This window comes from Acidaminococcus sp. HCP3S3_G9_1, assembly GCF_052122455.1.
Classification (GTDB): Bacteria; Bacillota; Negativicutes; order Acidaminococcales; family Acidaminococcaceae; genus Acidaminococcus.
Genome location: NZ_JBQKCH010000007.1, coordinates 93,677 through 117,396, shown reverse-complemented (window position 1 = coordinate 117,396; position 23,720 = coordinate 93,677). Strand labels below are relative to the sequence as shown.

General features: G+C 57.4%; 19 protein-coding genes and 1 other annotated feature. Of the genes, 2 read left to right on the top strand and 17 right to left on the bottom strand.

The genetic code is table 11. From position 1 onward, the window contains the following. Nucleotides 1-122 precede the first annotated feature (122 nt). From ACTQY1_RS06200 to trpS, 3 genes are all read right to left on the bottom strand, one after another. Nucleotides 123-779: an Ada metal-binding domain-containing protein gene (locus tag ACTQY1_RS06200; protein ID WP_441369181.1), complete on the bottom strand. Its 657-nt coding sequence runs from the start codon at nucleotides 777-779 to the stop codon at nucleotides 123-125. A 464-nt stretch (nucleotides 780-1,243) separates the two neighbouring features. Beyond that, entirely contained in the window at nucleotides 1,244-1,837 is a 594-nt protein-coding gene (locus ACTQY1_RS06195) for a DUF2271 domain-containing protein (RefSeq protein WP_441369180.1), read from the bottom strand. A gap of 360 nt (nucleotides 1,838-2,197) precedes the next feature. Next, on the bottom strand, nucleotides 2,198-3,259 hold the full coding sequence (trpS, locus tag ACTQY1_RS06190) for a tryptophan--tRNA ligase (protein WP_288311403.1): 1,062 nt from the start codon (nucleotides 3,257-3,259) through the stop codon (nucleotides 2,198-2,200). Nucleotides 3,260-3,460: 201 nt separating this feature from the next. Between trpS and sstT the strand changes: the two genes are divergently transcribed. Further along, a complete protein-coding gene (sstT, locus tag ACTQY1_RS06185) occupies nucleotides 3,461-4,723 on the top strand; it encodes a serine/threonine transporter SstT (RefSeq protein WP_022487764.1) in 1,263 nt (420 codons plus the stop codon). A 36-nt stretch (nucleotides 4,724-4,759) separates the two neighbouring features. Here sstT and ACTQY1_RS06180 read toward each other — a convergent pair whose 3' ends face one another. The 12 genes from ACTQY1_RS06180 to purE form a co-directional block, all read right to left on the bottom strand. Next, nucleotides 4,760-5,770 (bottom strand): bile acid:sodium symporter family protein, encoded by a 1,011-nt coding sequence (locus ACTQY1_RS06180; RefSeq protein WP_022487765.1) that lies wholly within the window; start codon nucleotides 5,768-5,770, stop codon nucleotides 4,760-4,762. A 47-nt stretch (nucleotides 5,771-5,817) separates the two neighbouring features. Continuing rightward, nucleotides 5,818-6,061, bottom strand: a binding site (T-box leader). Nucleotides 6,062-6,172: 111 nt separating this feature from the next. Then, nucleotides 6,173-7,567: a magnesium transporter gene (gene mgtE / locus ACTQY1_RS06175; protein ID WP_022487766.1), complete on the bottom strand. Its 1,395-nt coding sequence runs from the start codon at nucleotides 7,565-7,567 to the stop codon at nucleotides 6,173-6,175. A gap of 90 nt (nucleotides 7,568-7,657) precedes the next feature. Next, entirely contained in the window at nucleotides 7,658-7,990 is a 333-nt protein-coding gene (locus ACTQY1_RS06170) for a hypothetical protein (RefSeq protein WP_022487767.1), read from the bottom strand. Between the two features lie 36 nt (nucleotides 7,991-8,026). After that, on the bottom strand, nucleotides 8,027-9,256 hold the full coding sequence (locus ACTQY1_RS06165; protein WP_279126028.1) for a class I SAM-dependent rRNA methyltransferase: 1,230 nt from the start codon (nucleotides 9,254-9,256) through the stop codon (nucleotides 8,027-8,029). A gap of 420 nt (nucleotides 9,257-9,676) precedes the next feature. After that, nucleotides 9,677-10,006 (bottom strand): hypothetical protein, encoded by a 330-nt coding sequence (locus tag ACTQY1_RS06160; RefSeq protein ID WP_308664379.1) that lies wholly within the window; start codon nucleotides 10,004-10,006, stop codon nucleotides 9,677-9,679. A 356-nt stretch (nucleotides 10,007-10,362) separates the two neighbouring features. Then, entirely contained in the window at nucleotides 10,363-11,874 is a 1,512-nt protein-coding gene (locus tag ACTQY1_RS06155; protein ID WP_302158094.1) for an IMP dehydrogenase, read from the bottom strand. Between the two features lie 148 nt (nucleotides 11,875-12,022). After that, nucleotides 12,023-13,306, bottom strand: coding sequence for a phosphoribosylamine--glycine ligase (gene purD / locus ACTQY1_RS06150; protein WP_022486991.1), 1,284 nt, complete (start codon nucleotides 13,304-13,306; stop codon nucleotides 12,023-12,025). 13 nt (nucleotides 13,307-13,319) lie between these two features. Beyond that, nucleotides 13,320-13,919 (bottom strand): IMP cyclohydrolase, encoded by a 600-nt coding sequence (locus ACTQY1_RS06145; protein WP_441369188.1) that lies wholly within the window; start codon nucleotides 13,917-13,919, stop codon nucleotides 13,320-13,322. Between the two features lie 15 nt (nucleotides 13,920-13,934). Continuing rightward, nucleotides 13,935-14,546 (bottom strand): phosphoribosylglycinamide formyltransferase, encoded by a 612-nt coding sequence (gene purN / locus ACTQY1_RS06140; protein WP_022486989.1) that lies wholly within the window; start codon nucleotides 14,544-14,546, stop codon nucleotides 13,935-13,937. Beyond that, a complete protein-coding gene (gene purM, locus ACTQY1_RS06135) occupies nucleotides 14,539-15,594 on the bottom strand; it encodes a phosphoribosylformylglycinamidine cyclo-ligase (protein WP_441369179.1) in 1,056 nt (351 codons plus the stop codon). The genes purN and purM overlap by 8 nt, the downstream gene beginning before the upstream one ends. 12 nt (nucleotides 15,595-15,606) lie before the next feature. Next, nucleotides 15,607-17,049: an amidophosphoribosyltransferase gene (gene purF / locus ACTQY1_RS06130; RefSeq protein ID WP_022486987.1), complete on the bottom strand. Its 1,443-nt coding sequence runs from the start codon at nucleotides 17,047-17,049 to the stop codon at nucleotides 15,607-15,609. 16 nt (nucleotides 17,050-17,065) lie between these two features. Then, the gene (purE, locus tag ACTQY1_RS06125; RefSeq protein ID WP_022486986.1) at nucleotides 17,066-17,569 is read right to left on the bottom strand and encodes a 5-(carboxyamino)imidazole ribonucleotide mutase; all 504 of its coding nucleotides are present in this window, start codon (nucleotides 17,567-17,569) and stop codon (nucleotides 17,066-17,068) included. Nucleotides 17,570-17,943: 374 nt separating this feature from the next. On the opposite strand from purE, the gene ACTQY1_RS06120 reads away from it, so the two are divergent. Continuing rightward, nucleotides 17,944-18,417 carry a hypothetical protein gene (locus tag ACTQY1_RS06120; protein ID WP_441369178.1) on the top strand — a complete coding sequence of 158 codons (474 nt, stop codon included), beginning with the start codon at nucleotides 17,944-17,946 and terminating at the stop codon, nucleotides 18,415-18,417. A gap of 205 nt (nucleotides 18,418-18,622) precedes the next feature. Here the strand turns inward: ACTQY1_RS06120 and ACTQY1_RS06115 are convergent, their stop codons facing one another. Both ACTQY1_RS06115 and ACTQY1_RS06110 read right to left on the bottom strand, forming a co-directional pair. Then, on the bottom strand, nucleotides 18,623-20,995 hold the full coding sequence (locus tag ACTQY1_RS06115; RefSeq protein ID WP_022486726.1) for an endonuclease MutS2: 2,373 nt from the start codon (nucleotides 20,993-20,995) through the stop codon (nucleotides 18,623-18,625). 2 nt (nucleotides 20,996-20,997) lie between these two features. Then, a complete protein-coding gene (locus ACTQY1_RS06110) occupies nucleotides 20,998-23,463 on the bottom strand; it encodes a DUF3656 domain-containing U32 family peptidase (protein WP_441373925.1) in 2,466 nt (821 codons plus the stop codon). Nucleotides 23,464-23,720: the final 257 nt, after the last annotated feature.

Below are 23,720 nucleotides of genomic sequence, written 5' to 3'. Positions count from 1 at the left end.
CGAAAACCGTCAAGCGGTAGGGGCGCGCAACCGATCCACAGCTCCATTCTAATCGTACCGTAATTCACTATAAAAGGGAATATCTGGTACAACTCTATTATACGAGGGGCGTGCCGCAGGCCCTAGGGTTCCATACATTTCAACTGCTGGATCAAGTACAACACATGTTTTGTTTCCTGATGCATCCGGGTCTTTTTGGCCAGTTTTTTCTGGTGATTTTTGCGGTTCTTTTTCCGGAACCTGTCATTTTTCTGCAGAGGTTCCTTCAGCAGACGCTGGGCAGCGTCTTTTTTGTATGCAGGAATTCCAGAACCGGTGATATAGTTCTGCAAGTGGCGGTGGATAAGGAACAGCGTTTCGGCAATGGAATGGAACTCCCAGGGCTGGCGATGGAACCCACGGATCAGTTCTTCCCGCTGCACAAGGGTACAGAAGCGCCGGCAGCTTTCATGATAAATCAGGATTTTCCGCAAACGGGAAGAAAAGGTAAGCAGCCAGGCTTCCAAAGGGTTGGTGATCAACAGATCATTCCCCTGTACCTGACACTGGAACCCAAAAGAATGGCACAGGCCATCCACATGCTTTTTGTCTTTTTCGTAAAGAGCCACTGGGCTCTGGTATGGATGGCACCGTTTGCAGGGCCTGTATCCCTGTGCCAGGGCTTCCTCTTCTGTATAGAAATATCCTGTATGATCTTTCTGGATGCGGCTGCAAAAAGGGCATTGCTGCAGATGGTATATTTTACGGGATATCCTTTGCTTCTTACTGTAAATCAGCATCTGTTCCACCTCTTTTCTTCTCCTGTTTCCAGTATAACAGAAGAGATGGGAGGATTTGGGGACAGAATGTCGTTCATCGTTTTGGATGCCAGATGCTCACGCATCTGCCTTTGAACATGAAAAACCGGCGGCCGGGACGGGCTTCCCTGCGGGCAGCCCCTACACCGTTGATATCAATCGGCCCAACAAAAAATCCCGGAAACGGAATTGTCGAAGATTCCGTTTCCGGGACCGTTGTATCCAACATCCCGACCCCAACGCCGTAGGGGCGTGCCGCAGGCCCGCCCTTCCGTGGCCTCCGTTTTTTTTACGTTCCCAGGAACCCGCCCAGCGGGTTCCCTCCGGCCGCTAGAGACTAGTGACTAGTGACTGTTGGCTGATGACCATCTGCCCCAGGCAGATGGTCTCCATCGGCGTAAGACGTGAGACGGGGATGTTGCCCATGCAACATCCCCGTCTGCTCCCTACGGCCGATACACCGCCTTCACCCCGGTGATCAGGTCTTTGTTCTCTTTCTTTTCCGGTTCTTTGGTGAGGCTTTCTTTCATGTCCAGGGTCTGTTCTTTGCCGCCTTTCTGGAAAGTGCCGGTCCACAGGGCATCGCTGTCCTGGTACAGGGTGGCTTCCACCACCAGTTTGTAGGTGCCGTCAGGGACGGATTTGCCGTTGTCATCTTTTCCGTCCCAACCGGCGGTCACTTTGCCGGATTGGGGGGTGGCTTTGGTAAAGGCATCCACTTTGGCCTTGTCCAACTGGGCCAGGCCGGATTTTTTCACCCACTGGGGCAGGGCCTGCTTCTTGTACCCTTTTTGGGTGGTATACCGGGTGGCGAACAGAGTCCGGACCAGTTTTCCATCCTTGTCTTCGATCCAGGCAGCCGTCTGGCTGGTGCCCTTGCCTTCTTTTTTATTGAAGGTATATTCCAAGGTCAGAGGCCCTTTGGCTTCGGTCTGGGCCGGGGCTGCCGGGGCAGCGGGCTTTTTCTCATTGCCGCAGCCGGTCACAAGGCCCACAGCCACAAGGCCGGACAAAAACAATCCCATCAGGTTACGTTTCATGGTGTTTTCCCTCCTTTTGAAGAAAGCCGCCGGTCTCCCGGAGGCCTTGGTTCGCTCCTACGGATATTTACCAATCGGACGGCAAGTCCGGGTACCCTCCAGGCGGCCGGGATGGGCTCCCCTGCGGGGAGCCCCTACGCCGTTGGTATCAGAGTTCCTCACAAAATCAAAGATACGAAAATGCCGAAAATCCCGTTTTCCCAACCCCTGCATCCACCATCTGACAGCAACGGTGTAGGGGCGTGCCGCAGGCCCGCCCTTCCCGGCCGCCGGTTTTTATACGTTCCCAGGAACCCGCCCGAGCGGGTTCCTTCCATCAGCCAGTGACCAGTGACTGTAAACTGGCCCGAAGGGCACTGCTTACTTCAGCAGATTGTCATCCTCGAAGTAGTTGATTTTCATGGCGGCGCGGACTTCGGACAGGGTCTGGGCGGCTTTGGCCTCGGCCCGGGCGGTGCCTGCCTTCAGGATGTCCACCACTTCCGGCTTCCGGGCTTCCCAGTATTCCCGGCGTTCCCGGATGGGCTTCAGTACGGACTGGAGCACTTCGTTCAGGAACCGTTTGATCTTCATGTCTCCCAGGCCGCCCCGCTGGTAATGGGCTTTCAGCTCATCCAGGTTGGCGTAATCGGGCAGGAAGGCGGCAAAATGTTCCGGTTTGCTGAAGGCGTCCAGATAGGTGAACACCGGGTTCCCTTCCACATGGCCGGGATCGCTGACCTGGATGTGGGTGGGATCGGTGTACATGCTCATGACCTTCTTCTTGATGGTGTCCGCATCATCGGACAGGTAGATGCAGTTCCCCAGGGATTTGGACATCTTGGCTTTCCCGTCCAGCCCGGGCAGCCGCAGGCAGGCCTTGTTGGAGGGCAGCACAATATCCGGTTCCGTCAGGGTTTCCCCGTAGACGCTGTTGAACTTGTGGACGATTTCCCGGCACTGTTCCAGCATGGGTTTCTGGTCTTCCCCAACGGGCACGTGAGTGGCATGGAAGGCAGTGATGTCCGCCGCCTGGCTCACCGGGTAGCAGAAAAAGCCCAGAGGCACGCTGGCTTCAAAGTTCTTCTGCTGGATTTCCGCCTTCACAGTCGGGTTCCGCTGTACCCGGGCCACGGTCACCAGGTCCATATAATAAGTAGTCAGTTCAAACAGTTCCGGGATCATGCTCTGGATGAAGATGGTGGCCTTCTCCGGATCGATGCCCACTCCCAGGTAGTCCAGAGCCACCTGGAGCACGTTCTGCCGGACTTTTTCCGGGTTTTCCGCATTGTCGGTCAGGGCCTGGGCATCGGCGATCATAAAGTAGATTTCGTCGAATTTGCCGCTGTTCTGGAGCAGCACCCGTTCCTGAAGAGAGCCTACAAAATGGCCCACATGGAGATGACCGGTGGGACGGTCCCCGGTCAGGATGATTTTCGTCATAATGATTCCTCGCCTTCTGCTGTGATCAAAAGCTGCGCTTTTTTTTGAATACTATGTATAACTATACTATGAATGGCGCTTTTCTTCAAGGCCCCGGCTTCAGTCCACCCCGAAAAAACACTTGTGTTTTGATTGTGAATTCATTATACTTATGTACGGTGATTTGTCATTATTTTCTAAAACCTAGAAAGGAAGTCAACTATGAACTCTACAATCCGTAAACTTCGTAAAATCCCATTGATCAACCAGATTGCCGTAGGCCTTGTGATCGGCATCCTGATTGCTGTGTTCCTCCCTGGCGCCGTGCCGGTGGTGGGCATCTTCGGCGACCTGTTCGTCCGTGCCCTCAAAGGGGTGGCTCCCCTGCTGGTCTTCATCCTGGTGATGAACGCCATGGTCCAGCGGAAAGAAGGGGGCGAAACCCAGATGAAACCCATCATCACCCTCTATGTGATCGGCACTTTCGCCGCTTCCATCGTCGGGGTGACCCTGTCCTTCCTGTTCCCCCAGACCCTGATGCTCCAGCTGGGGAATTCCAAGGTGAATCCCCCCAGCGGCATTGCGGAAGTGGTCCACAACCTGGTGCTGAACATCGTGGACAATCCTCTGAACGCCATCCTGAACGCCAACTACATCGGCATCCTGGCCTGGGCAGTGATCATCGGCCTGGCCCTCCACAAGGCTGCCAGCCCGGAAACCAAGCATGTGCTGGAAGACCTGTCCGCCGGCATCACCAAAGTGGTCACCTGGGTGATCCATTTCGCTCCGTTGGGGATCATGGGCCTGGTGACCCAGTCCATCAGCGCCAGCGGCCTGTCCGCCCTGATTTCCTACTTCAGCCTGCTGGGGGTGCTGCTGGGGTCCTATTTCCTGGTGGCCCTGGTGATGAACCCCATCATCGTGTACCTGAACGTCCGCAAGAACCCCTACCCCCTGGTCTGGGCCACCCTGAAGGAAAGCGGCATCTACGCCTTCTTTACCCGTTCTTCCGCCGCCAACATCCCGGTGAACCTGACCCTGTGCAAACGGCTGGGGCTGAACCCGGATACCTACACCATTTCCATTCCCCTGGGAGCCACCATCAACATGGCCGGGGCTTCCATCACCATTTCCGTGCTGAGCCTGGCAGCCGCCCATACCCTGGGAGTAGCCGTGGATCTGCCCACCGCCCTGCTCCTGTGCATTGTTTCCACCGTGGGGGCCTGCGGAGCATCCGGTGTGGCCGGAGGTTCCCTGCTGCTGATCCCCGTGGCCTGTGCCTCCTTTGGGATCAGCAATGACATCGCCATGCAGGTGGTGGGGGTTGGCTTCATCATCAGCATCATCGAAGACGCCTGCGAAACCGCTCTCAACAGCAGCAGCGACGTACTGTTCACCGCCACCGCCGAATACGCCAGAAGGGCCCGGATGGGGACTCTCAAGGCGGAGGATATGGTGCCGAAAGAGATTGAAGAGGAAGAATAAAAAATTGGGGTGTGAAAGAATTCACACCCCAATTTTTTATTTTGCTCTCACCATGGCCGGCTTCAATTCCCCTTCCTCTTCGTACTGGGAATCGAACCGTTCATTCAGGTAATTGGTGTACAGATAAGCCAGGACAGCACCGGAGATGTTGTGCCAGGCGCTGAAGATGGCTCCCGGTACCCCGGCCATGGGCATGGAGGCGAAATGGGCCTTGGCCAGGCCGGTGGCCAGACCGGAATTCTGCATCCCCACTTCGATGGACAGAGCCACCATCTGTTTCCAGCTCATGCCGGTAAGTTTCCCAATGGCAAAGCCCAGCAGGTACCCCAGCACATTGTGGAGCATCACCACCAGCAGGATCAGTCCGGCACTGCTTAAGATGGCGTTCCGGCTGGCCCCGATGATCCCGGCGATCAGGAAGCTGATGACCATGCTGGAAACGGCGGGCAGGTAATCCACCGCTTCTTTGGCGAACTTGGGGAAGAAGTTCTTCACAGCCAGGCCCACCCCGATGGGTACGAACACGATCTGAAGGATGGAAACGAACATGCCCACCGGATCAAAGGAGATCTGCTTGCCCACCAGAAGCCAGGTGAGCAGCGGAGTCATAAGAGGGCTGAGCACCGTGGAGCAGCTGGTCATGGTCACAGAGAAAGGCACATCCCCATGGCTCATGAAGGTGATCACGTTGGAGGAAGTGCCTCCCGGGCAGGTGCCCACCAGCACCACCCCAACGGTCAGAGCCGGATCCAGATGGAAGGCTTTGGACAGCAGGAACGCCAGGAAGGGCATAACGAAATACTGGGCGCAGACCCCGAAGAAAATGTTCTTGGGCTGTTTCAGCACCAGGGCAAAATCATGAAGGCTGGTGGTCATCCCCATGCCGAACATAATGATTCCCAGCATTACACTGAGAATGGACACCCCGTAGGCCTTCCCCAACACCCAGGCAAAAGCGTGGGGGGCAAAGATCCCGATGCCCAGGAACACCACGGCGATAACGCCGAAATACTTGCCGATCAATCCGCATACTTTCTTCAAATCCATTTTCCTCATCCTTTCTGTTTCCGGAAACAAAAAAGCTCCGTCCCTGTAAAAGGGACGGAGCATGCTCCGCGATACCACCCATATTCCCCCGGGCCTTCCGGCCTGGGAGCACTCTGCAACGTACCAACATACGCGTTTCCACTAACGGGGATCAGCCGTCCGGACTTAATTTTGCTTCAGTCCGTCTCTTCCGGGAGGATTTTCCTTTCGGCCAGGCCGCCGGTTCACACCATCCACCGGCTCTCTGGAGGCACGCATCCAGAAAGTACTCTTTCCCATCATCAGATTTATTTATGAAGTTGTTTTGCTCTTCCTTGAAAAGCATGCCCTTATCTTACGAGGATAAGGGCATTTTGTCAAGAAAATATCCACGATATAAGAAAAACTTTTTAAGAGCAGGGATTATTGTAACAAATATGGCAAAAACAGTTTGGCCAGGCCCAGGAAAATGAAGAACCCGCACACATCGGTAAAGGTGGTGATGAAGATACTGGAGGCCACGGCCGGGTCGTAGTTCAGGGCCTTCAAAACCACCGGCACCAGGAAACCCACCAGGGCCGCGATCATCAGGTTGCAGATCATGGCCACCAGGATAATGAGCCCCAGGGCCAGGTTGTGGTTCATCCACACGATCACCGCTCCGGCGATCACCCCGTTTACCAGGCCGTTGATGAAGCCCACGGCAATCCCCCGGAGGATCCGGAGCCCGTTGCCGTGGAGCTTGATGTCCCCCAGAGCGAGGCCCCGGACCACCACAGCCAAAGTCTGGGTCCCGGCATTGCCCCCCATGCCGGCTACAATGGGCATGGCGGCAGCCAGAGCCACCACCTGGCTGATGGTGTCTTCGAACAGAGAAACCACCGAGGATGCCAAAAACGCCGTCACCAGGTTGATCAAGAGCCAGGGAAGCCGGAGCTTCACGCTTTCCAGCACCGTGCTGTCCACGTCTTCTTCCTTGCTGACACCGCCCATTTTCAGCATATCTTCGGTGTTTTCTTCTTCGATGACATCGATGATATCGTCAACGGTGATGATCCCCAGCATCCCTTTCCGTTTGTTCACTACCGGGATGGCATGGAGGTCGTATTTGGATACCAGACGGGCCACGTCTTCCTGGTCCGCTTCCGGCTCCACGGAAATCACATTGTCCTCCATGATGTCGTTTAAGGTGTCATAGTTCTTGGCCACCAGCAGTTCCCGGAGGGACACGGTACCCACCAGCTGTTTTTTCTCATTGAGCACATAGAGGATGTTGAGTTCTTCCGTCTTGGGGGCGATTTCCTTGACCTTTTCCAGGGCCTGGCTCACCGTAAGAGAATTGCGCATGGAAATGTATTCGGTGGTCATGATCCCGCCTGCGGTGCTTTCCCCATAGCCCAACAGGTTTCGGATCACTTCCTGGTCGCTGGATTTCATCAGCTTGACCAGTTCCTTCCGCCGGTTGGCGGGCATGTCTCCCAGGATATCCACGATATCGTCCTTGGACATGTGCTGGAAAATCCGGATGATCTTGTTCAGATCGAACAGTTTCATGATCCGGACCTGGAGTTCATCATCGGCCTGTTCGATGATTTCAGCCATCTGCTGGTCCGGCAGGATGGTGGCCAGGAACACGATATCGCTGTCGCTGGCTTCTTCCAGGGCATAGGCCAGGTCGATGGGGTGGGAATCTTCCACCAGCTTCAGGACCGCGTCCTTGTCTTTCCGGTTCAGGGCGGAAATCAGTTCATTTTCTACCCGTTCTTCCAGTTCTTCCTGTTTTTCTTCTACAGAATGGTTTTCTTTCTGTTCATCCATGCTGCACACTCTCCCCTCATGAGTCCCCGTCCTCCCCGGGGCCTTTATGGTGGGAAAGGCTGACCTTCCCCGGTCAGCGTTCCCCCGCTTTTACTTCCGCGTCAATGCCACGTCGTCCGACGAAAGCCATCCCACGGCGCCGTCAAAGCGGATGCATAGATTGTAGACTTTGTTTTCCACCGCGTTCCGGGTCTGGTTGATGGGTACAAAAATGGTCCCTTTGGGATAGAACCCCAGGGTCAGGCTGTCCTTGCCCGGCTCTGCGTAAAAGGGGACCCCGTTGCGGGTGGTCATCATGATGATTTTAGACTGCTGGAACCGTTCTTCCGTGGTGGAAGCATGGGCGGTGCCGGACAGTACCGGCAGGGCACCCACACTGACCAGGGAACAGAAGGCCAGAGCCAGGGTGATTTTCTTGAACATGGGACACCTCATTTCTCAGGAGGATGCCGCAAGGGCTTACACCACCTGGAAGATATAGAATTTCAGATAATCGGTTTCCGGCACATTGTACAGGATCGGGTGATCCGGAGCCTGCTGCCGGGCTTCCACCTGGCGCAGGGAAACCGCTGCATCCCGGGCCGCTTCGTGGAGCATTTCCACAAACAGCTCGCTTTTCATGAAATGGCTGCAGCTGCAGGTGGCCAGATAGCCTCCCCGGGGCAGCAGCTTCATGGCCTTCAGGTTGATTTCCTTGTATCCCCGGAAGGCGCTTTTCACTGTGTGGCTGCTTTTGGTGAAGGCCGGGGGATCCAGGATGATGAAGTCGAAGGGATGCTGCTTCTTTTCCTCCAGCTCCGTGAGATAGTCGAACACATTGGCTTCCACAGTCTGGATTTTGTCTTCCAGGCCGTTGAGGGCAAAGTTTTCCCGGGCCCGCTTCAGGGCTTCTCCGGAAATATCCACCGCCGTAACGCTGGCCGCTCCCCCTTTGGCTGCATTGAGGGCAAAGGGACCGGTGTGGGTAAAGCAGTCCAGTACATGTTTGCCGGCACAGATCCGGGATACCGCCAGCCGGTTGTATTTCTGGTCCAGGAAGTAGCCGGTTTTCTGGCCGTTCACCACATCCACCCGGTACTTGAGGCCGTTTTCCGTGATGATGGGCATCAGGTCCTTTTCCGTCAGGGTGCTACCAGGGATATCCGCAATGCCCTGGCCTTCCGTCAGGCCTTCCAGTTCCCGGATTTTCACATCGTTCCGTTCGTAGATGCCCTTTACCTCTTCTCCCATGGCCCGGAGCAGCTTCAGCAGCAGGGTGAAGATCATGGTTTTCCGCTGTTCCATGCCAAGGGAAAGCACCTGGGCCACCAGCACGTCATTGAACCGGTCCACGGTGAGCCCCGGGAATCCATCCGCTTCTCCGAAGATCAGCCGGCAGTCTTTGAAATCTTCACCGGGCATGACGGTTTTCCGGTAATCCAGGGCGTACTGGATCCGCCGTTCGAAAAAAGCTTCGTCGAACCGGTCATTGGCGTTCCGGGAAAGGAGCCGGACCCGGATCTTGGAATGGTCGTTGTAGAAGCCGGTGCCGATGTATTTGCCCTTCTTCTCGCTGACCACGTCCACCAGGTCCCCGTTTTCCACAGGGCCGGCAATATCCAGCACTTCGTCTCCGAACACCCAGGGATGCCCGCCCCGGGCCATTTTTTCCCCTTTGCGGGTAATGGTCACTTTCGTATAGTCACGCATGCGCTTCTCCGTCCTCCCGGTAAATGTCGTATAGTTTATTGTACCATATGTAACGGGTGATGGGAACGGGTTTTGGTATGCAAAAAAGGTGCTGTTGCAGGAGCAACAGCACCTTAGTCAGCGGTCCACGGTCAGCTGTCAGCGGCCAAAGGAAGGCAAACCCATCCGCATTTGCCTTTGAACACAGCCCTCCGGGCGGCCGGGATGGGCTCGCCTGCGGCAAGCCCCTACGCCGTTGGGGTCAGGGGATTTCCTTCGGTCCCCAGGGCCCTTTGTTCTCCCACACTCCGACTCTGACGGCGTAGGGGCGCGCCGAAGGCACGCCCTTCCCGGCCTCCGGTTTTCTCCATTCAACAAAAATTTGCCTGCAAATTTTTTTCATCCGGCTGTTGACCGTTGACGGGGCTGCCAGACATCCCTTTACCTCCCAAATATCCTGTCGATCAGCCCCTGGATCCCGCTGGGGTCCTTTTTGGGCTGGGGCTGGGGCGCCGGGGCCGGGGCGGCCGGGGTCTCCTGTTCCCGGGCCTTCCGGGTGTTTTCGTCCAGCTTCCCCACCTGCTTTTCCAGGCTGGCCAGGCTGTTTTTCAGATTGGTGTCATCGTACCGGGTGCCCACAATGTCCCGTTTCATGCTCCGGACTTCCTTTTCCAGCAGCAGCTGCTGGCTGTCCAGCCGGAGATACAGCCCGAAAGTGCACAGCAGATTCCCCGCCAAAAGCCCCACCACGATTTTCTGGAACCCAGTCATACCACGCCTCCTGAAAAAATTTTCCCCATTGTAGCACAATGGACGGTCAACGGTCAACAGCCAAAGGAAGGCAAATGCATCCGCATTTGCCTTTGAACACAGCCCTCCGGGCGGCCGGGATGGGCTCGCCTGCGGCAAGCCCCTACACCGTTGGAGTCAGGGGATTTTCTTCGGTCCGCAGGACCCGTTGTTCTCCCACACTCCGACTCTGACGGCGTAGGGGCGCGCCGAAGGCACGCCCTTCCCGGCCGCCGGTTTTCTCCATTCAACAAAAATTTGCCTGCAAATTTTTTCATCCGGCTGTTGACCGTTGACAAAAAAGGGCTGTTGCTCACGCAACAGCCCTTTCACCCGCATCATTTCGGATAATTGGAAGAAGAATTCTCTTTCAGCAGCACATCGTGTGCCCCGCCTTCCACCAGGCTGGTGGCGGATACCAGGGTCAGTTTGGCCTTTTTCTGCAGTTCGGGGATGGTGAGAGCCCCGCAGTTGCACATGGTGGACCGCATCTTGGAGATGGTCAGGTTCACGTTGTCTTTCAGGCCGCCGGCGTAAGGAACGTAGGAATCCACCCCTTCTTCGAAGGACAGCTTCTTGTCCCCGCCCAGGTCATACCGCTGCCAGTTCCGGGCACGGGCGGAACCTTCGCCCCAGTATTCCTTCATGTAGGTGCCGTTGATGTTCACCTTGTTGGTGGGGGATTCGTCGAACCGGGCGAAATACCGGCCCAGCATCAGGAAGTCGGCGCCCATGGCCAGAGCCAGGGTCATGTGGTAGTCGTACACGATACCGCCGTCGGAGCAGATGGGCACATAGATGCCGGTTTCCTTGTAGTATTCGTCCCGGGCCTTGGCCACTTCGATAACGGCAGTAGCCTGGCCCCGGCCGATCCCCTTCTGTTCCCGGGTGATGCAGATGGAGCCGCCGCCGATACCGATCTTCACAAAGTCAGCACCGCATTCTGCCAGGAACCGGAAGCCTTCCGCGTCAACCACGTTGCCGGCCCCTACCTTGACGGAATCACCGTATTTGTCCCGGATCCATTTCAGGGTCCGTTTCTGCCATTCGCTGTAGCCTTCGGAAGAGTCGATGCACAGTACGTCCGCACCGGCTTCCACCAGGGCCGGTACCCGCTGTTCATAGTCACGGGTGTTGATGCCGGCGCCTACCACATGGCGTTTCTGGCTATCCAGCAGTTCCAGGGGATACTGTTTGTGGGTGGAATAGTCTTTCCGGAACACCATGTACATCAGGTTGCCCTCTTTGTCGATAATGGGCAGGGTGTTCAGTTTGTGTTCCCAGATAATATCGTTGGCCTGTTTCAGGGTGATGTCGCTGCTGCCGACCACCATGTCAGCCACCGGAGTCATGAAGTTCTTGACCTGATCTTCCATGTTCATCCGGCTGATCCGATAGTCACGGCTGGTAACGATCCCTTCCAGATGGCCGTTCTTGCTGCCGTCGCTGGTAACAGCCATGGTGCTGTGACCGGTTTTTTCCTTCAGAGCCAGTACATCGGCCAGGGTGCTGTCCGGACGCAGGTTGGAATCGCTGACCACGAACCCGGCCTTGAAGCTCTTGACCCGGGCCACCATGGCGGCTTCGCTTTCGATGGTCTGAGACCCGTAGATAAAGGAGATGCCCCCTTCCCGGGACAGGGCGATGGCCATGTTGTCGTCGGAAACGGACTGCATGATAGCGGAAACCAGGGGAATATTCAGGGTCAGAGCCGGTTCTTCACCCTTTTTAAATTTCACCAGCGGAGTCTTCAGACTCACATTTGCCGGAATGCATTCGCTGGAAGAATATCCAGGAACTAAAAGATACTCGCTGAAAGTATGGGCAGGTTCATCATAGATAAAAGCCATTGTATATCCCCCTTTGAAATATTTTTCTCATTTTAGCACCAGTCTGTCACAAATGCAACAGGTTTTTCTGGTCTTTTCCTTCAGAAGTCTATCTGTTACGGAAACAGACCGCAGGGGCTGGAATACTTCTGCGGTCTGTAACATCATCTTATTTCGTCTTCAGCCGGCGGAGGGCTCTCCAGGCAATGTCCTGGCGGAAATGGGCCCCGTCGAAGTGGATCTTGTCCACCGCGTCATAGGCTTTCTGCTGGGCGGCAGGGATGCTGTCAGCCACAGCAGTGACTCCCAGCACACGGCCTCCGTTGGTGAGGATCTTCCCGTCCTCTTCCCGGGTGCCGGCGTGGAACACCACCACGTCTTCCATGGCTCCTGCAGCCTTCAGGCCGGTAATGGGCAGACCCTTTTTGTAGGATCCGGGATAGCCGCCGCTGGCCATGACCACGCACACGGCGGACTTGTCGCTCCATTCCACCATTTCAGGCTTCAGGGTGCCTTTGGCGCAAGCCACCATGATCTCTGCCAGGTCGCTTTTCAGCAGGGGCAGCACCACCTGGGTTTCCGGATCCCCGAACCGGGCGTTGAATTCCACCACCTTCACGCTGTCCCCTTTAATCATGAGACCGGCGTACAGGCAGCCGGAATAAGGCCGTCCTTCCTTGGCCAGGGCGTCCACAATGGGCCGCAGCACTTCCTTCACGGTCTTTTCCTTCAGGGCGTCGGTCATTACCGGTGCCGGGCAGTAAGCCCCCATGCCCCCGGTGTTGGGCCCCTGGTCTCCGTCGTTCACCCGTTTATGGTCCTGGGCAGCCAGCATGGGCACAATAGTCTTCCCGTCGGTGAAAGCCAGGAGGGAGGCTTCCTCCCCTTCCATGAACTCTTCGATGACCACCCGGTTGCCGGCGCTGCCGAACTTGTGGGCACCCATCATTTCATCCAGGGCATCCAGGGCTTCGTCCTTGGTCATGGCCACCACGACCCCTTTGCCGGCAGCCAAGCCGTCTGCCTTGATCACAATGGGGGCGCCTTTTTCTTCCACAAAGGCTCTGGCATCTGCCAGGTTGTCGCATACTTTAAAGAAGGCGGTGGGCACTCCGTACTTCTCCATCAGTTCCTTGGAGAAGATCTTGGAGCCTTCGATTTCCGCCGCTTTGGCACTGGGCCCGAAAATGGTCAGACCCCGGGCGTTGAACACATCCACGATGCCGGCCACCAGAGGAGCTTCCGGCCCCACCACCGTCAGATCGATGGCGTGCTTTTCCGCCCAGTCCGCCAAACCGTTCAGATCCGTAATGTCCAGGTTCACACATTCCGCCAGGTCCTTCATGCCCGGATTCCCGGGGGCTGCGTAGAGTTTCGTCACCTTTTTGCTTTGGGCCAGCTTCCAGACCAGGGTATGTTCCCGGCCGCCGCCGCCAATTACCAGTACCTGCATGCTAAGGCCTCCCTTATTTTTCGCTGTCCAGCTGCTTCTTCAGATAGGCTGCAATGGCCGTATCGTATTCCGCCGTATGGGCAAAGGCTTCCTGGGCCAGCATTTTCCGGGTGTGGAGATCGATGTCCCCTTTTTCCTTCAGCAGGTGGATCAGGTCTTCATACCGGTCCGGATTGGTGATGATCACCACATCGTGGAAGTTCTTGGCAGAAGCCCGGACCATGGCCGGACCGCCGATGTCGATGTTTTCGATGGCTTCGGCTTCGGTTACATCCGGTTTGGCAATGGTCTGCTGGAAGGGATACAGGTTCACCACCACCAGGTCAATGGGCTGGATCCCGTTCTTCTTCATGTCTTCCATATGTTTGGGATTGCTGCGCACAGCCAGGATGCCCCCATGGATCTTGGGATTCAGGGTCTTTACCCGGCCGTCCATCATTTCCGGGGTCCCGGTTACGTCGCTTACGTAGGTCACCGGCACGCCAGCTTCCTTCAGCACCTTCATGGTGCCGCCGGTGGAGATGATTTCCACCCCATTGTTGTTCAGGAAATAGCCCAGCTTCACAATGCCGGTCTTGTCAGAAACGCTCAGTAATGCTCTGCGAATTTTCAGCATGGATTGTTCTCCTTATTTACGGATTTTCACTTTCCGGCCGTTTACAGTCAGCCGGTCTTCCGCCCACAGCTTCACCACTTCCGGCAGGATGGTATGTTCCTGGACCAGGATCCGGGCGGCCAGGGTGTCATGGGTATCTTCGTCCAGCACAGGTACGGCGGCCTGCATGATGATGGGGCCGGTATCCATCCCTGCATCCACAAAGTGGACGGTGCAGCCGGCGATCTTCACCCCGTAGTTCAGAGCCTGTCCCTGGGCATCCAGTCCCGTAAAGGACGGCAGCAGGGCCGGATGGATGTTGATGATCTTGTGGTACCAGGAATTCACGAAATCCCCGCTGAGGATCCGCATGAATCCGGCCAGCACCACCAGTTCCACCCCTGCTTCCCGGAGGGTCTTGTCAATGGCGGCTTCGAAGGAAGCCTTGTCCACAAAATCCTGACGGGCAATGGCGCAGTGAGGGATCCCCATCTTTTCCGCCCGCTGGAGGGCATAGGCTTCCGGACTGTCGCTGATCACCACGGCGATTTCGATGGGCAGGTTTTCTTTTTTGATTTTGTCGGCCACGGCCTGGAAATTGCTTCCCCGGCCGCTGACCAGTACCCCGATTTTCCGTTTAGTCACCGAAAACCCCGCCTTTCATCACGGTCTTTTTGGTGCCGGGCACCACATGGCCCAGTTCGTAGAAGGTTTCCCCGTTTTCTTTCAGATGAGCCCGGACGGCGTCGGCTTCGGAAGGATCCACCACCAGCACCATGCCAACCCCCATGTTGAAGGTCCGGTACATTTCCTTCACCGGAACATTGCCCCATTCCTGGAGCTTTTTGAACACAGCGGGCACTTCCCAGGCGTCTGCATGGACTTCCGCGTCACAGTTTTCCGGCAGGATCCGGGGAATGTTGTCATAGAAGCCGCCCCCGGTGATGTGGACCATACCGTGGAGATCGAATTTTTTGATCATGGGCAGGATGGTCCGGGGATACAGCCGGGTGGGAGTCAGCAGTTCCTCACCCAGGGTTTTGCCGAATTCCGGAATGTAGGTGTCCACCGTGAAGCCCTGAGCTTCGAAGCAGATTTTCCGTACCAGGGAGAACCCGTTGGAATGGACCCCGGTGGAAGGCAGACCCAGGAGGACGTCCCCGGCCTTCACCTTGTCCCCGGTGATCATCTTGCTCCGTTCCACCACGCCTACGCTGAAGCCGGCGATGTCGTATTCGTCATTGGCATAGAACCCGGCCATTTCAGCGGTTTCCCCGCCGATCAGGGCACAGCCGCTTTCCTTGCAGGCATTGGCCACCCCTTTGACGATGTCGGCGATTTTCTGGGATTCCACCTTGGCGGTGGCGATGTAATCCAGGAAGAACAGAGGTTCCGCCCCCTGGACCAGGATATCATTGACGCACATGGCCACGGCGTCCTGGCCGATGGTGTCGTGACGGTCCATCATAAAGGCGATCTTCAGCTTGGTGCCCACACCGTCGGTACCGGAAACCAGCACCGGATCCTGGTATTTGTTCCCCAGGGCAAACAGGCCCCCGAAGCCCCCCAGGTCCCCGATGACTTCCGGACGGTAGGTGGCCCGGACGCTGTCCTTCATCAGTTCCACGGCTTTGTTGCCGGCGTCGATATCCACCCCTGCATCTGCGTATGTAATGACCTTTTTCTCGCTCACGCTGTTTCCTCCTTAGCAACCCAGTTCAAACTGTAATTTGGATCCTTTTTTCATTTCTTTATCTGCTCCATCCGGATAATGGGAATTGAAGCAGGCATAGCACATATCATCGGGTTTCAGCACGGACAGGCTGGCCCGGAGTCCTTCCATGGTAATGTAATGGAGGCTGTCCGCCTTGATGTACTGGCGGATCTCTTCTTCCGTCTTGCTGGCGGCGATCAGTTCTTTCCGTTCGGAAGTGTCGATGCCGTAGAAGCAGGAATCCATTACAGGGGGCGAACTGATGCACACGTGCACCGCCGTGGCTCCCGCATCCCGGAGCAGCTGGACGATCTTGCCGCTGGTGGTGCCCCGGACGATGGAGTCATCCACCATCACCACGGATTTCCCTTCCACCAGGCTCCGGTTGGCGTTCAGTTTCAGCCGCACCGCATTGAGGCGCTGTTTCTGGGTGGGCTGGATGAAGGTCCGGCCGATGTATTTGTTCTTGGTGAGCCCTTCCACAAAGGGGATCCCGGCTTCCAGGCCGTAGCCGATGGCTGCAGGGGTGCCGGAATCGGGCACGGAAATCACCACATCCGCCTTGATCCCCCTGGTTTCCCGGGCCAGGATCCGTCCCATGTTCAGACGGGCCTGGTATACGCTTTCCCCGTCGATGATGCTGTCGGGACGGGCGAAATACACGTATTCGAAAATACAGTGGGCACAGTGGGCCGGTTTGTGGGTGCTGTACATGATGCTTTTGGGTTCTGTTTCCTCGTTGTCGATGACGATCATTTCCCCGGGCTTCACGTCCCGCACATAGTGGGCCCCCACCAGATCCAGAGCGCAGGTTTCACTGGCCACCACCCAGCCGTGGTCCAGCCGGCCCAGGCACAGAGGCCGGAAGCCGTAGGGATCCCGGAAGGCGATCAGCTGGTCATCGTTCATGATGAGGATGGCAAAGGCACCCCGGATGGTGTCAGCCGCTTCCGCCACCCGTTCCGGCAGGGTCTTTTTCCGGCTCCGGGCGATCAGGCTCAGCACCACTTCGCTGTCGATGGTGGTCTGGAACACCACCCCGTCGTTGGCCAGTTCCTTCCGGAGCTGGGCGGCGTTGGTCAGGTTGCCGTTGTGGCTGAGGGCCAGGTTGCCCCCGTCATAGAACACCTTCAGCGGCTGCACATTGTAGGGCATGCTGGCCCCGGTGGTGGAATACCGTACATGGCCGGCGGCAATGCAGCCGTCCAGGCCCTTCAGTCCGTCCTTGAACACATCGTTCACCAATCCCATGCCCTTTTTGATGTGCATGTGCCGGCCGTCGGTGACAGCGATGCCGGCGCTTTCCTGGCCTCTGTGCTGGAGAGCGAACAGCCCCCAGTAGGTATTCAGTGCCACGTCGTCTTTCTTGGAATAGATGCCGAAGACCCCGCATTCTTCATGGAGCTTGTCTTCCGCAAAAAACTTGTCCCCCATAGTTCCTCCCGTTTCCTTATGCTTTGGCAGCGGCGGCTCTGGCAGCAGCCAGTTTTTCCCCTTTGGCTTTCACTTCTTCCTTCATCTTGGCCCGGGCTTCCGCCAGTTTGGTCACCAGTTCCGGATACTTCACCGCCAGGATCTCCACGGCGAAGATGGCGGCATTCTTAGCCCCGTTGATGGCCATGGTGGCCACGGGAATGCCGGAAGGCATCTGCACGAAGCTCAGGAGAGAATCCATCCCGTTGAGAGGGGTGGCGTTGATGGGAATCCCGATCACCGGCACCGTGGTGAAGGCGGCGATGAATCCGCCCAGATGGGCCGCTGCACCGGCGGCGGCAATGATGACTTCCACACCCCGGTCACGGGCGCCGGCGGCGAATTCCTGTACCAATTCCGGAGTCCGGTGGGCGCTGGCCACCACTACTTCCACCTCTACCCCGAATTCCTTCAGAGTTTTTTCCGCAGGTTCCAGCACCGGCCAGTCCGAATTGCTTCCCATGATAATTGCTGCTTTCATTCGTGAGCACCTCCAATAAAAAAGGCCCTTGATACCGCCCGCACAGCCAGTGTTCAAGTTTCTCAGAGCCAAACCACCACAATAATTTATACTCCTATTCTATCAACGGACCGGGGCTCTGTCAATGTTTTATCGAACTTTTATAACATAAGTTACACTATCGTTCGAAAAGGGAGAGGCAGCCAGGTGGGTAAGTGGCTAGGTGGGCGGCAGGATGGGAGACTCTGCTCCAACCGTAGGGGCGGCAGGCCCGGCCGCCCGCAAAATGAGCCGCCAGCCACCGGATGAGCGGGCAGCCCGCCCAGGACCGCCGTACCCCCTTTTGTGCAGCAGCCCCTCCAATATGCTATAATAGGACCAAAGAGGTGATTCCCATGAAACAATCCATTTGGAAACGGTTTTTCCTGACCATCCTTACGGCCTTTTCCGTCTGCGGTTCGGCGCTGGCGGCCGGGGCCATTCCGGTGCCCAAACCCGGGCGGATCGGCTCTCCTGTGCCCCGGCCCACGGTGCCGGTGGGCGGCTTCCAGAATCACAGTCCCATTCCCACTCCCGTTTACACTCCTGTAACCCCCTCCCGTCCCATCCAGGTCCAGAAGATCCCCCTCCGGCCCATTGTCCAGCCCATGACCGAGTCCCTGGCTCCCACCGGGAAACAGGTGGGGGTGTTCAAACCCAACCTGACCCTGTTTTCCTGGGCTTCTCCCCGGGATATCGGAACCCCCTTCGGCCGGACCTTCCTGAACAATCCCAAGGATTCTCTGGCCTGGTGGAAGCCTGCCAGCGCCATCACCCAGGGAGACATCTTTCAGAGCCGTCTGGCAAGGCTGGTGGAAGAGGTGAAGTGAAAAAAATCCTGCTGCAGCCTGCAGCAGGATTTTTTTGTCAGCGGTCAATGGTCACTGGACGAAGGAGAGCATCTGCCAAAGGCAGATGCTCCTGAAGGGAAACGCAGCCCTGAGGGCTGCGTTTCCCTTCAAAGAAACCCGCCAGCGGCGGGTTTCCTCCTCCGGCCGCCGACCGTTGACAGCGCGGCGCCCAGGCACCGCGCTTTTATTTCACCCACACAATGGTGGCCCCGAATCCCCCTTCATTCAGGGGGGCCATTTCGGTTTTCAGCACATTGGGATGCTGGTCCAGGTATTCCAGGAGGCCTTTCCGCAGCATGCCGGTGCCTTTCCCGTGGACCAGACGGAACCGGTCCATCCCGGCCAGCAGGGCATCGTCAATGGCCTTGTCCACATAGGGGATGGCTTCATCCACGGTCTTGCCCCGCACATCGATCTGCACCGTGGCGTCCTGGGCCTTCTTCACAAACAGGTTGTGGCCCTGGCTGGTGCTCTTCTTCAGGGTCCGGTGGGTGCTCCGGGGCTGGCTGGGCGCTTCCTTCAGCAACAGGCAGTCCTTCAGCTTCAGATTCATCTTCATGATCCCGATCCGCACGGTGACTTCCTTGCCGTTCAGGGCCACAATGGTGCCGCTCTGGCCGATTTTCTTCACATACACCTTCTTGCCCACCGCCGCATTGCCGCTGGTGAGCCCCTGACCTTCCGGCATGGGCTTCCCGTCAATGGAGAAGTTCTTGTTCAGCACCTTCCGGGACAGTTCCGCCAGCTGTTCCACCTTCCGGCTTTCCACCATGTCCTGGTTGGCCCGCAGTTCCTTCAAAATGGAAGTGGATTCCCGCCGGGCGTTCCGGTACAGTTCGTCCGCCTGTTCCCGGGCCTTCCGTAAAATGGCGTTCCGGCTCTTTTCCAGGTCCTGCTTCTGACGGGTCAGTTCGTTCTTCAGGTATTCCGCTTCCCGCTGGAGGGAGGCGATTTCGTCCTTCCGGCTTTCATATTCCCGGCGCTCCCCTTCCAGGTTCTGGAGCACCCGTTCCATATTGCTGTGGCCTTCTCCGATGAAGGTCTTGGCTTCGTCCAGGATCTCCTGGGGCAGCCCCAGCCGTTTGCTGATGTAGAAGGCGTTGGAACTGCCGGGCACACCCATGAGCAGCTTGTAGGTGGGCCGGAGGGTTTCCGGATCGAATTCCACACTGGCGTTTTCCATACCCTCATGCTCGTAGGCAAAGGTCTTCAGTTCGCTGTAGTGGGTGGTCATGATGGTAAGCACCTTTTTGTTGTACAGGTACTCGATCATGGCCATGGCCAGGGCCGCCCCTTCGGTGGGATCAGTCCCTACGCACACTTCGTCCACCAGCACCAGGTCCCCTTCCCGGACTTCATCCAAAATGGAGATCATGTTCTTCATATGGCCGGAGAAAGTAGACAGGCTCTGTTCAATGCTCTGTTCATCCCCGATATCCGCATAGACACCGCCGAACACCGGCAGGATGGCTTCTTTGGCCGGGACGAACATCCCTGCCTGGGCCATGAGGGCGAACACCCCCACGGTCTTTAAGGCCACGGTTTTCCCGCCGGTATTGGGGCCGGTGATCAGCAGGGTGGTGAAATCGTCCCCCAGGTTGATGTCCAGAGGCACCACCTTTTCCTGGTCCAGGAGAGGATGGCGTCCCTGGGTAATCCGCAGCCGCTGCTGGAGGATCATCATGGGCCGGCAGCAGTGGAGCTTCTGGGCCAGGGCGGCCTTGGCACCGATGAGATCCACCTGGGCCGCCACTTCCAGGGAGCTGAGGATGTTTTCCGCCTCGCTGCCCACATGGCCGGTGAGAGTCCGGAGGATCCGTTCCACTTCTGCCTGTTCCTCCAGCCGGTATTTCTTGATGTCGTTGTTCAGGTTCACCACTGCCATAGGTTCCACGAACAAGGTGGCCCCGCTGGCGCTCTGGTCATGGACCACCCCGGGGAAGTTCAGCCGGTATTCCTGTTTGATGGGGATTACGTACCGGTCTTCCCGCATGGTCACCAGGGCATCCTGGAAGTATTTCTGGTTGTTGGGATCGTGGAGGATATTGGTGAGTTTGTCCTTCACCCGGTTCTTGGCCGCCAGGATCCCGGTGCGCAGGCCCTGGAGCTTTACGGAAGCGTTATCCTTGATGTTCCCCTTTTCATCCAGGGCGCTGGACAGCTGCTTGCTCAGCCGGGTGAAATCCCCCAGCTGGGGACCATAATCCCGGAGGGCCGGAGCGTTTTCCGTGTCTTCCAGCAGGAACTGCTTCAGATGCCGGAGCCCGTCGATGGTGTCTCCGATGGCCTTGAAGTCTTCCGGCTCCAGGATGCTCCCTACCCGGGTCCGTTTCACCAGGGGACTGATATCCGTCATGCCCCCCAGGGGCAGCCGTTTCCCTTCGTCCAGCAGCTGGACGGCTTCGGCAGTTTCCTCCTGGGCCAGTTTCACCTGTTCGAACCGGCTGGAGCTCACCAGGTCCAGGGCCAGTCTCCGGCCCAGAGAAGTCCCTGCCTGGTCCGCCAGGAGCGCCTTCACTTTATCGAATTCCAATGTATTGACAGCAAATTTCCCCATGCTTACAAAACTCCTCTGAAATAATGTCCCCGGGTGGTGTGGGGCCGGTTCTCTTCCACTTTGGTGTCCCCGTCCAGCACGCCCCGGTACAGGGCGGTCAGTTCACCCAGCTCTTCGGCGGTATAGCCCCGGCCATCGATCCGCAGCCGGGCGATCCCGGCCTTTTCCATATCCGGCACATTGGCCAGCATGGACAAGGGATGGCCGTTGAGCACGTGCATCCGGCCGAACTGGTCCTGCTTCAGAGGGAACTTTTCCTTCTTCCGGTCTTCCAGGAATCCCTGCTCTTTGCAGTGGAAGCTGCAGGATCCTTTGTGCAGGTTCCCCAGGAAACTCCCTTCCACACAGTATTCGCTGACCATCATTTCCAGGGCCCCTTCCGCCAGACACTCAATGGGGAGCGGGCTCTTCTTCACCAGGGCCCCCACCTGCTGGAGGGTCAGTTCCGGAGACAGGGTTACCCCGGCAAAGCCCTGTTCCTGCCAGAACAGGATGCTCTGGCTGTTGTAGGCGTTCATGTCATAATCCAGCCACAGAGGCAGCCCCAGCTCCTGGGCCATTTCCACCAGCCCGTTGTTGGCGATCAGGAACCCGTCGGGCTGGAGAGCCGCCCACTGGGCCAGGGCGCTCCGGAAGTACTTCAGCTGGCCTTCGCTGACGATCCGGCTGGTGGCCGCCATCCACTGTTTCCCCCGGGCCCGGGTCCAGCCGCTGATGGTGCTGTAATCTTCCAGGGTAAGGAGAGGCAGGGTGTAGCTGTCCCCTCCCACCAGCAGCACATCGGCTCCGGCTTCCAGGGCCACTTTGGCCTTTTCCAGGGTGTCCACCTGGACGCTGAGCTGGCTGTGTTTCCGGGTGCCGTGGTTTTCCCGCTGCCGGAGCACTTCCCTGTGCCACACAGCCTTTTTCCGGGGAGGCAGGAAGGCGTCCAGCCGCTTCTGGGTCAGTTCTTCCACGGCTGCCCGGCGGGCTTCGTTGATTTCGCTCATGGGGACCATGACCCCTTCATCCAGGCGGCAGACCAGTTCTCCCAGGGAGAATTCCGTGGTCCCCAGCCGGTCCAGCTGCTTTTTCACCGCAGCTTCATCCAGGGCATGTTTCCGGGCTTTTTCCACAATGAACCCGGTTTTTGCAGAGCCGGTATTCCCTTCTTCGTCGGTCACTTTCACTTCCATGGGCTGGCCCAGGCGAGCGGTGACTTCTGCATACAGAGGGATCCGTTTCTTGTGGTCTTCTCCAAAATACTGGGCGGCATACTGCATCAGTTCATTGTCATAGGTCCGGAACACCCGGTCGTTGAGCCGGATTCCCCGGGGTACGGGAATGGTGACGCTGCTGCCTGCCCGGGCCACCGGCACCTCTTTCCCGTTTACGGTCATATGTTCCACGGAGGTGCCCACCCGGCCCCCTACGCTGACCCAGAATTCCAGTCCGTCTCCCAGGTGCAGGTCCCGGTCCAGCTTCAGGGTGCCGGCGGTATGATCCTTGGCAAGGCTCTGGACCCGGCCCAGGAGCACTCCCCGGTTGTTGGGCCGCCGGTCGCTCATCATGGTCCGTCCAGGCCGGTTCACCATATAGGCAGTGGTGAAATCCCGGTTGAAGATCTGTTCGATGTTATCCCGGTCTTCCTGGGGCACTTCATAATGGCCGGCCAGGTAGCTGTCAATGGCCCGGCGGTAAATGTCCGTCACCACCGCCACATATTCCGGCCGCTTCATCCGGCCTTCGATCTTGAAAGAATGGATCCCCGTTTCGATCAGCTGGGGCAGCACATCCAGGGTGTTCAGGTCTTTGGGGGACAGCAGGTAATGGCCGGCATCCACCTTGGCCAGCAGGTCCTTCCCGTCCTTGTTCACCAAAGTGTAGGGCAGCCGGCAGGGCTGGGCACACCGGCCCCGGTTGCCGCTGCGGCCTCCGATCATGCTGCTCATGAGGCACTGGCCGCTGTAGCACACGCACAGGGCTCCGTGCATGAATCCTTCAATCTTGCCCGGGGTGATATTACAGATGGTCTTCAGATCCTTCAGGGAGGTTTCCCGGGCCATCACCGCCTGTTCCATACCATTGTGGTATGTAAACAGAGCCCCGGCGGAATTGGTCACCGTCATCTGGGTACTGGCGTGAAGGGGCAGTTCCGGCGCCACCTGCCGGGCCACCCGGATCACCCCCAGGTCCTGGACGATGATCCCGTCCACCCCGATATTGCTCAAAAAGCACAGGTATTCCCCCATATCAGGCATTTCCCCGTCATCCACCAGGGTGTTCACCGTTACATAGATCTTTACCCGGTGGAGATGGGCGAACCGGATGGCCCGGGTCATTTCCTCCGGTCCGAAGTTTTCCGCATAGGCCCGGGCGCCAAAATGGCTGCCCCCCAGGTACACCGCGTCGGCACCGGCAAACACAGCCGCTTTCAAAGCTTCCCAGGTGCCTGCCGGGGACAGCAGTTCGATATCTTTTCTTTCCATTAGAGACTCCTTTATGATCCAGCAGGGATGATCCCTGAATACGTACAATCCATGACTTTTTATTTTATCATATTCCTCCGGAGATGGCCAGAAGGAGGAGGCTCCCGGTTCCCTCATGAACAATTAAAAAAAACTCTGTGAAAAGTGCAGAAATCTGTTGTATTTTTTTACAGTCCGTATATACTTATAAAAGTGTTTTGCGCGCAGGGACAGGATTCTTCCGGATTGCTCCGTTAGCGGGGAGCCTGGACGGTCCT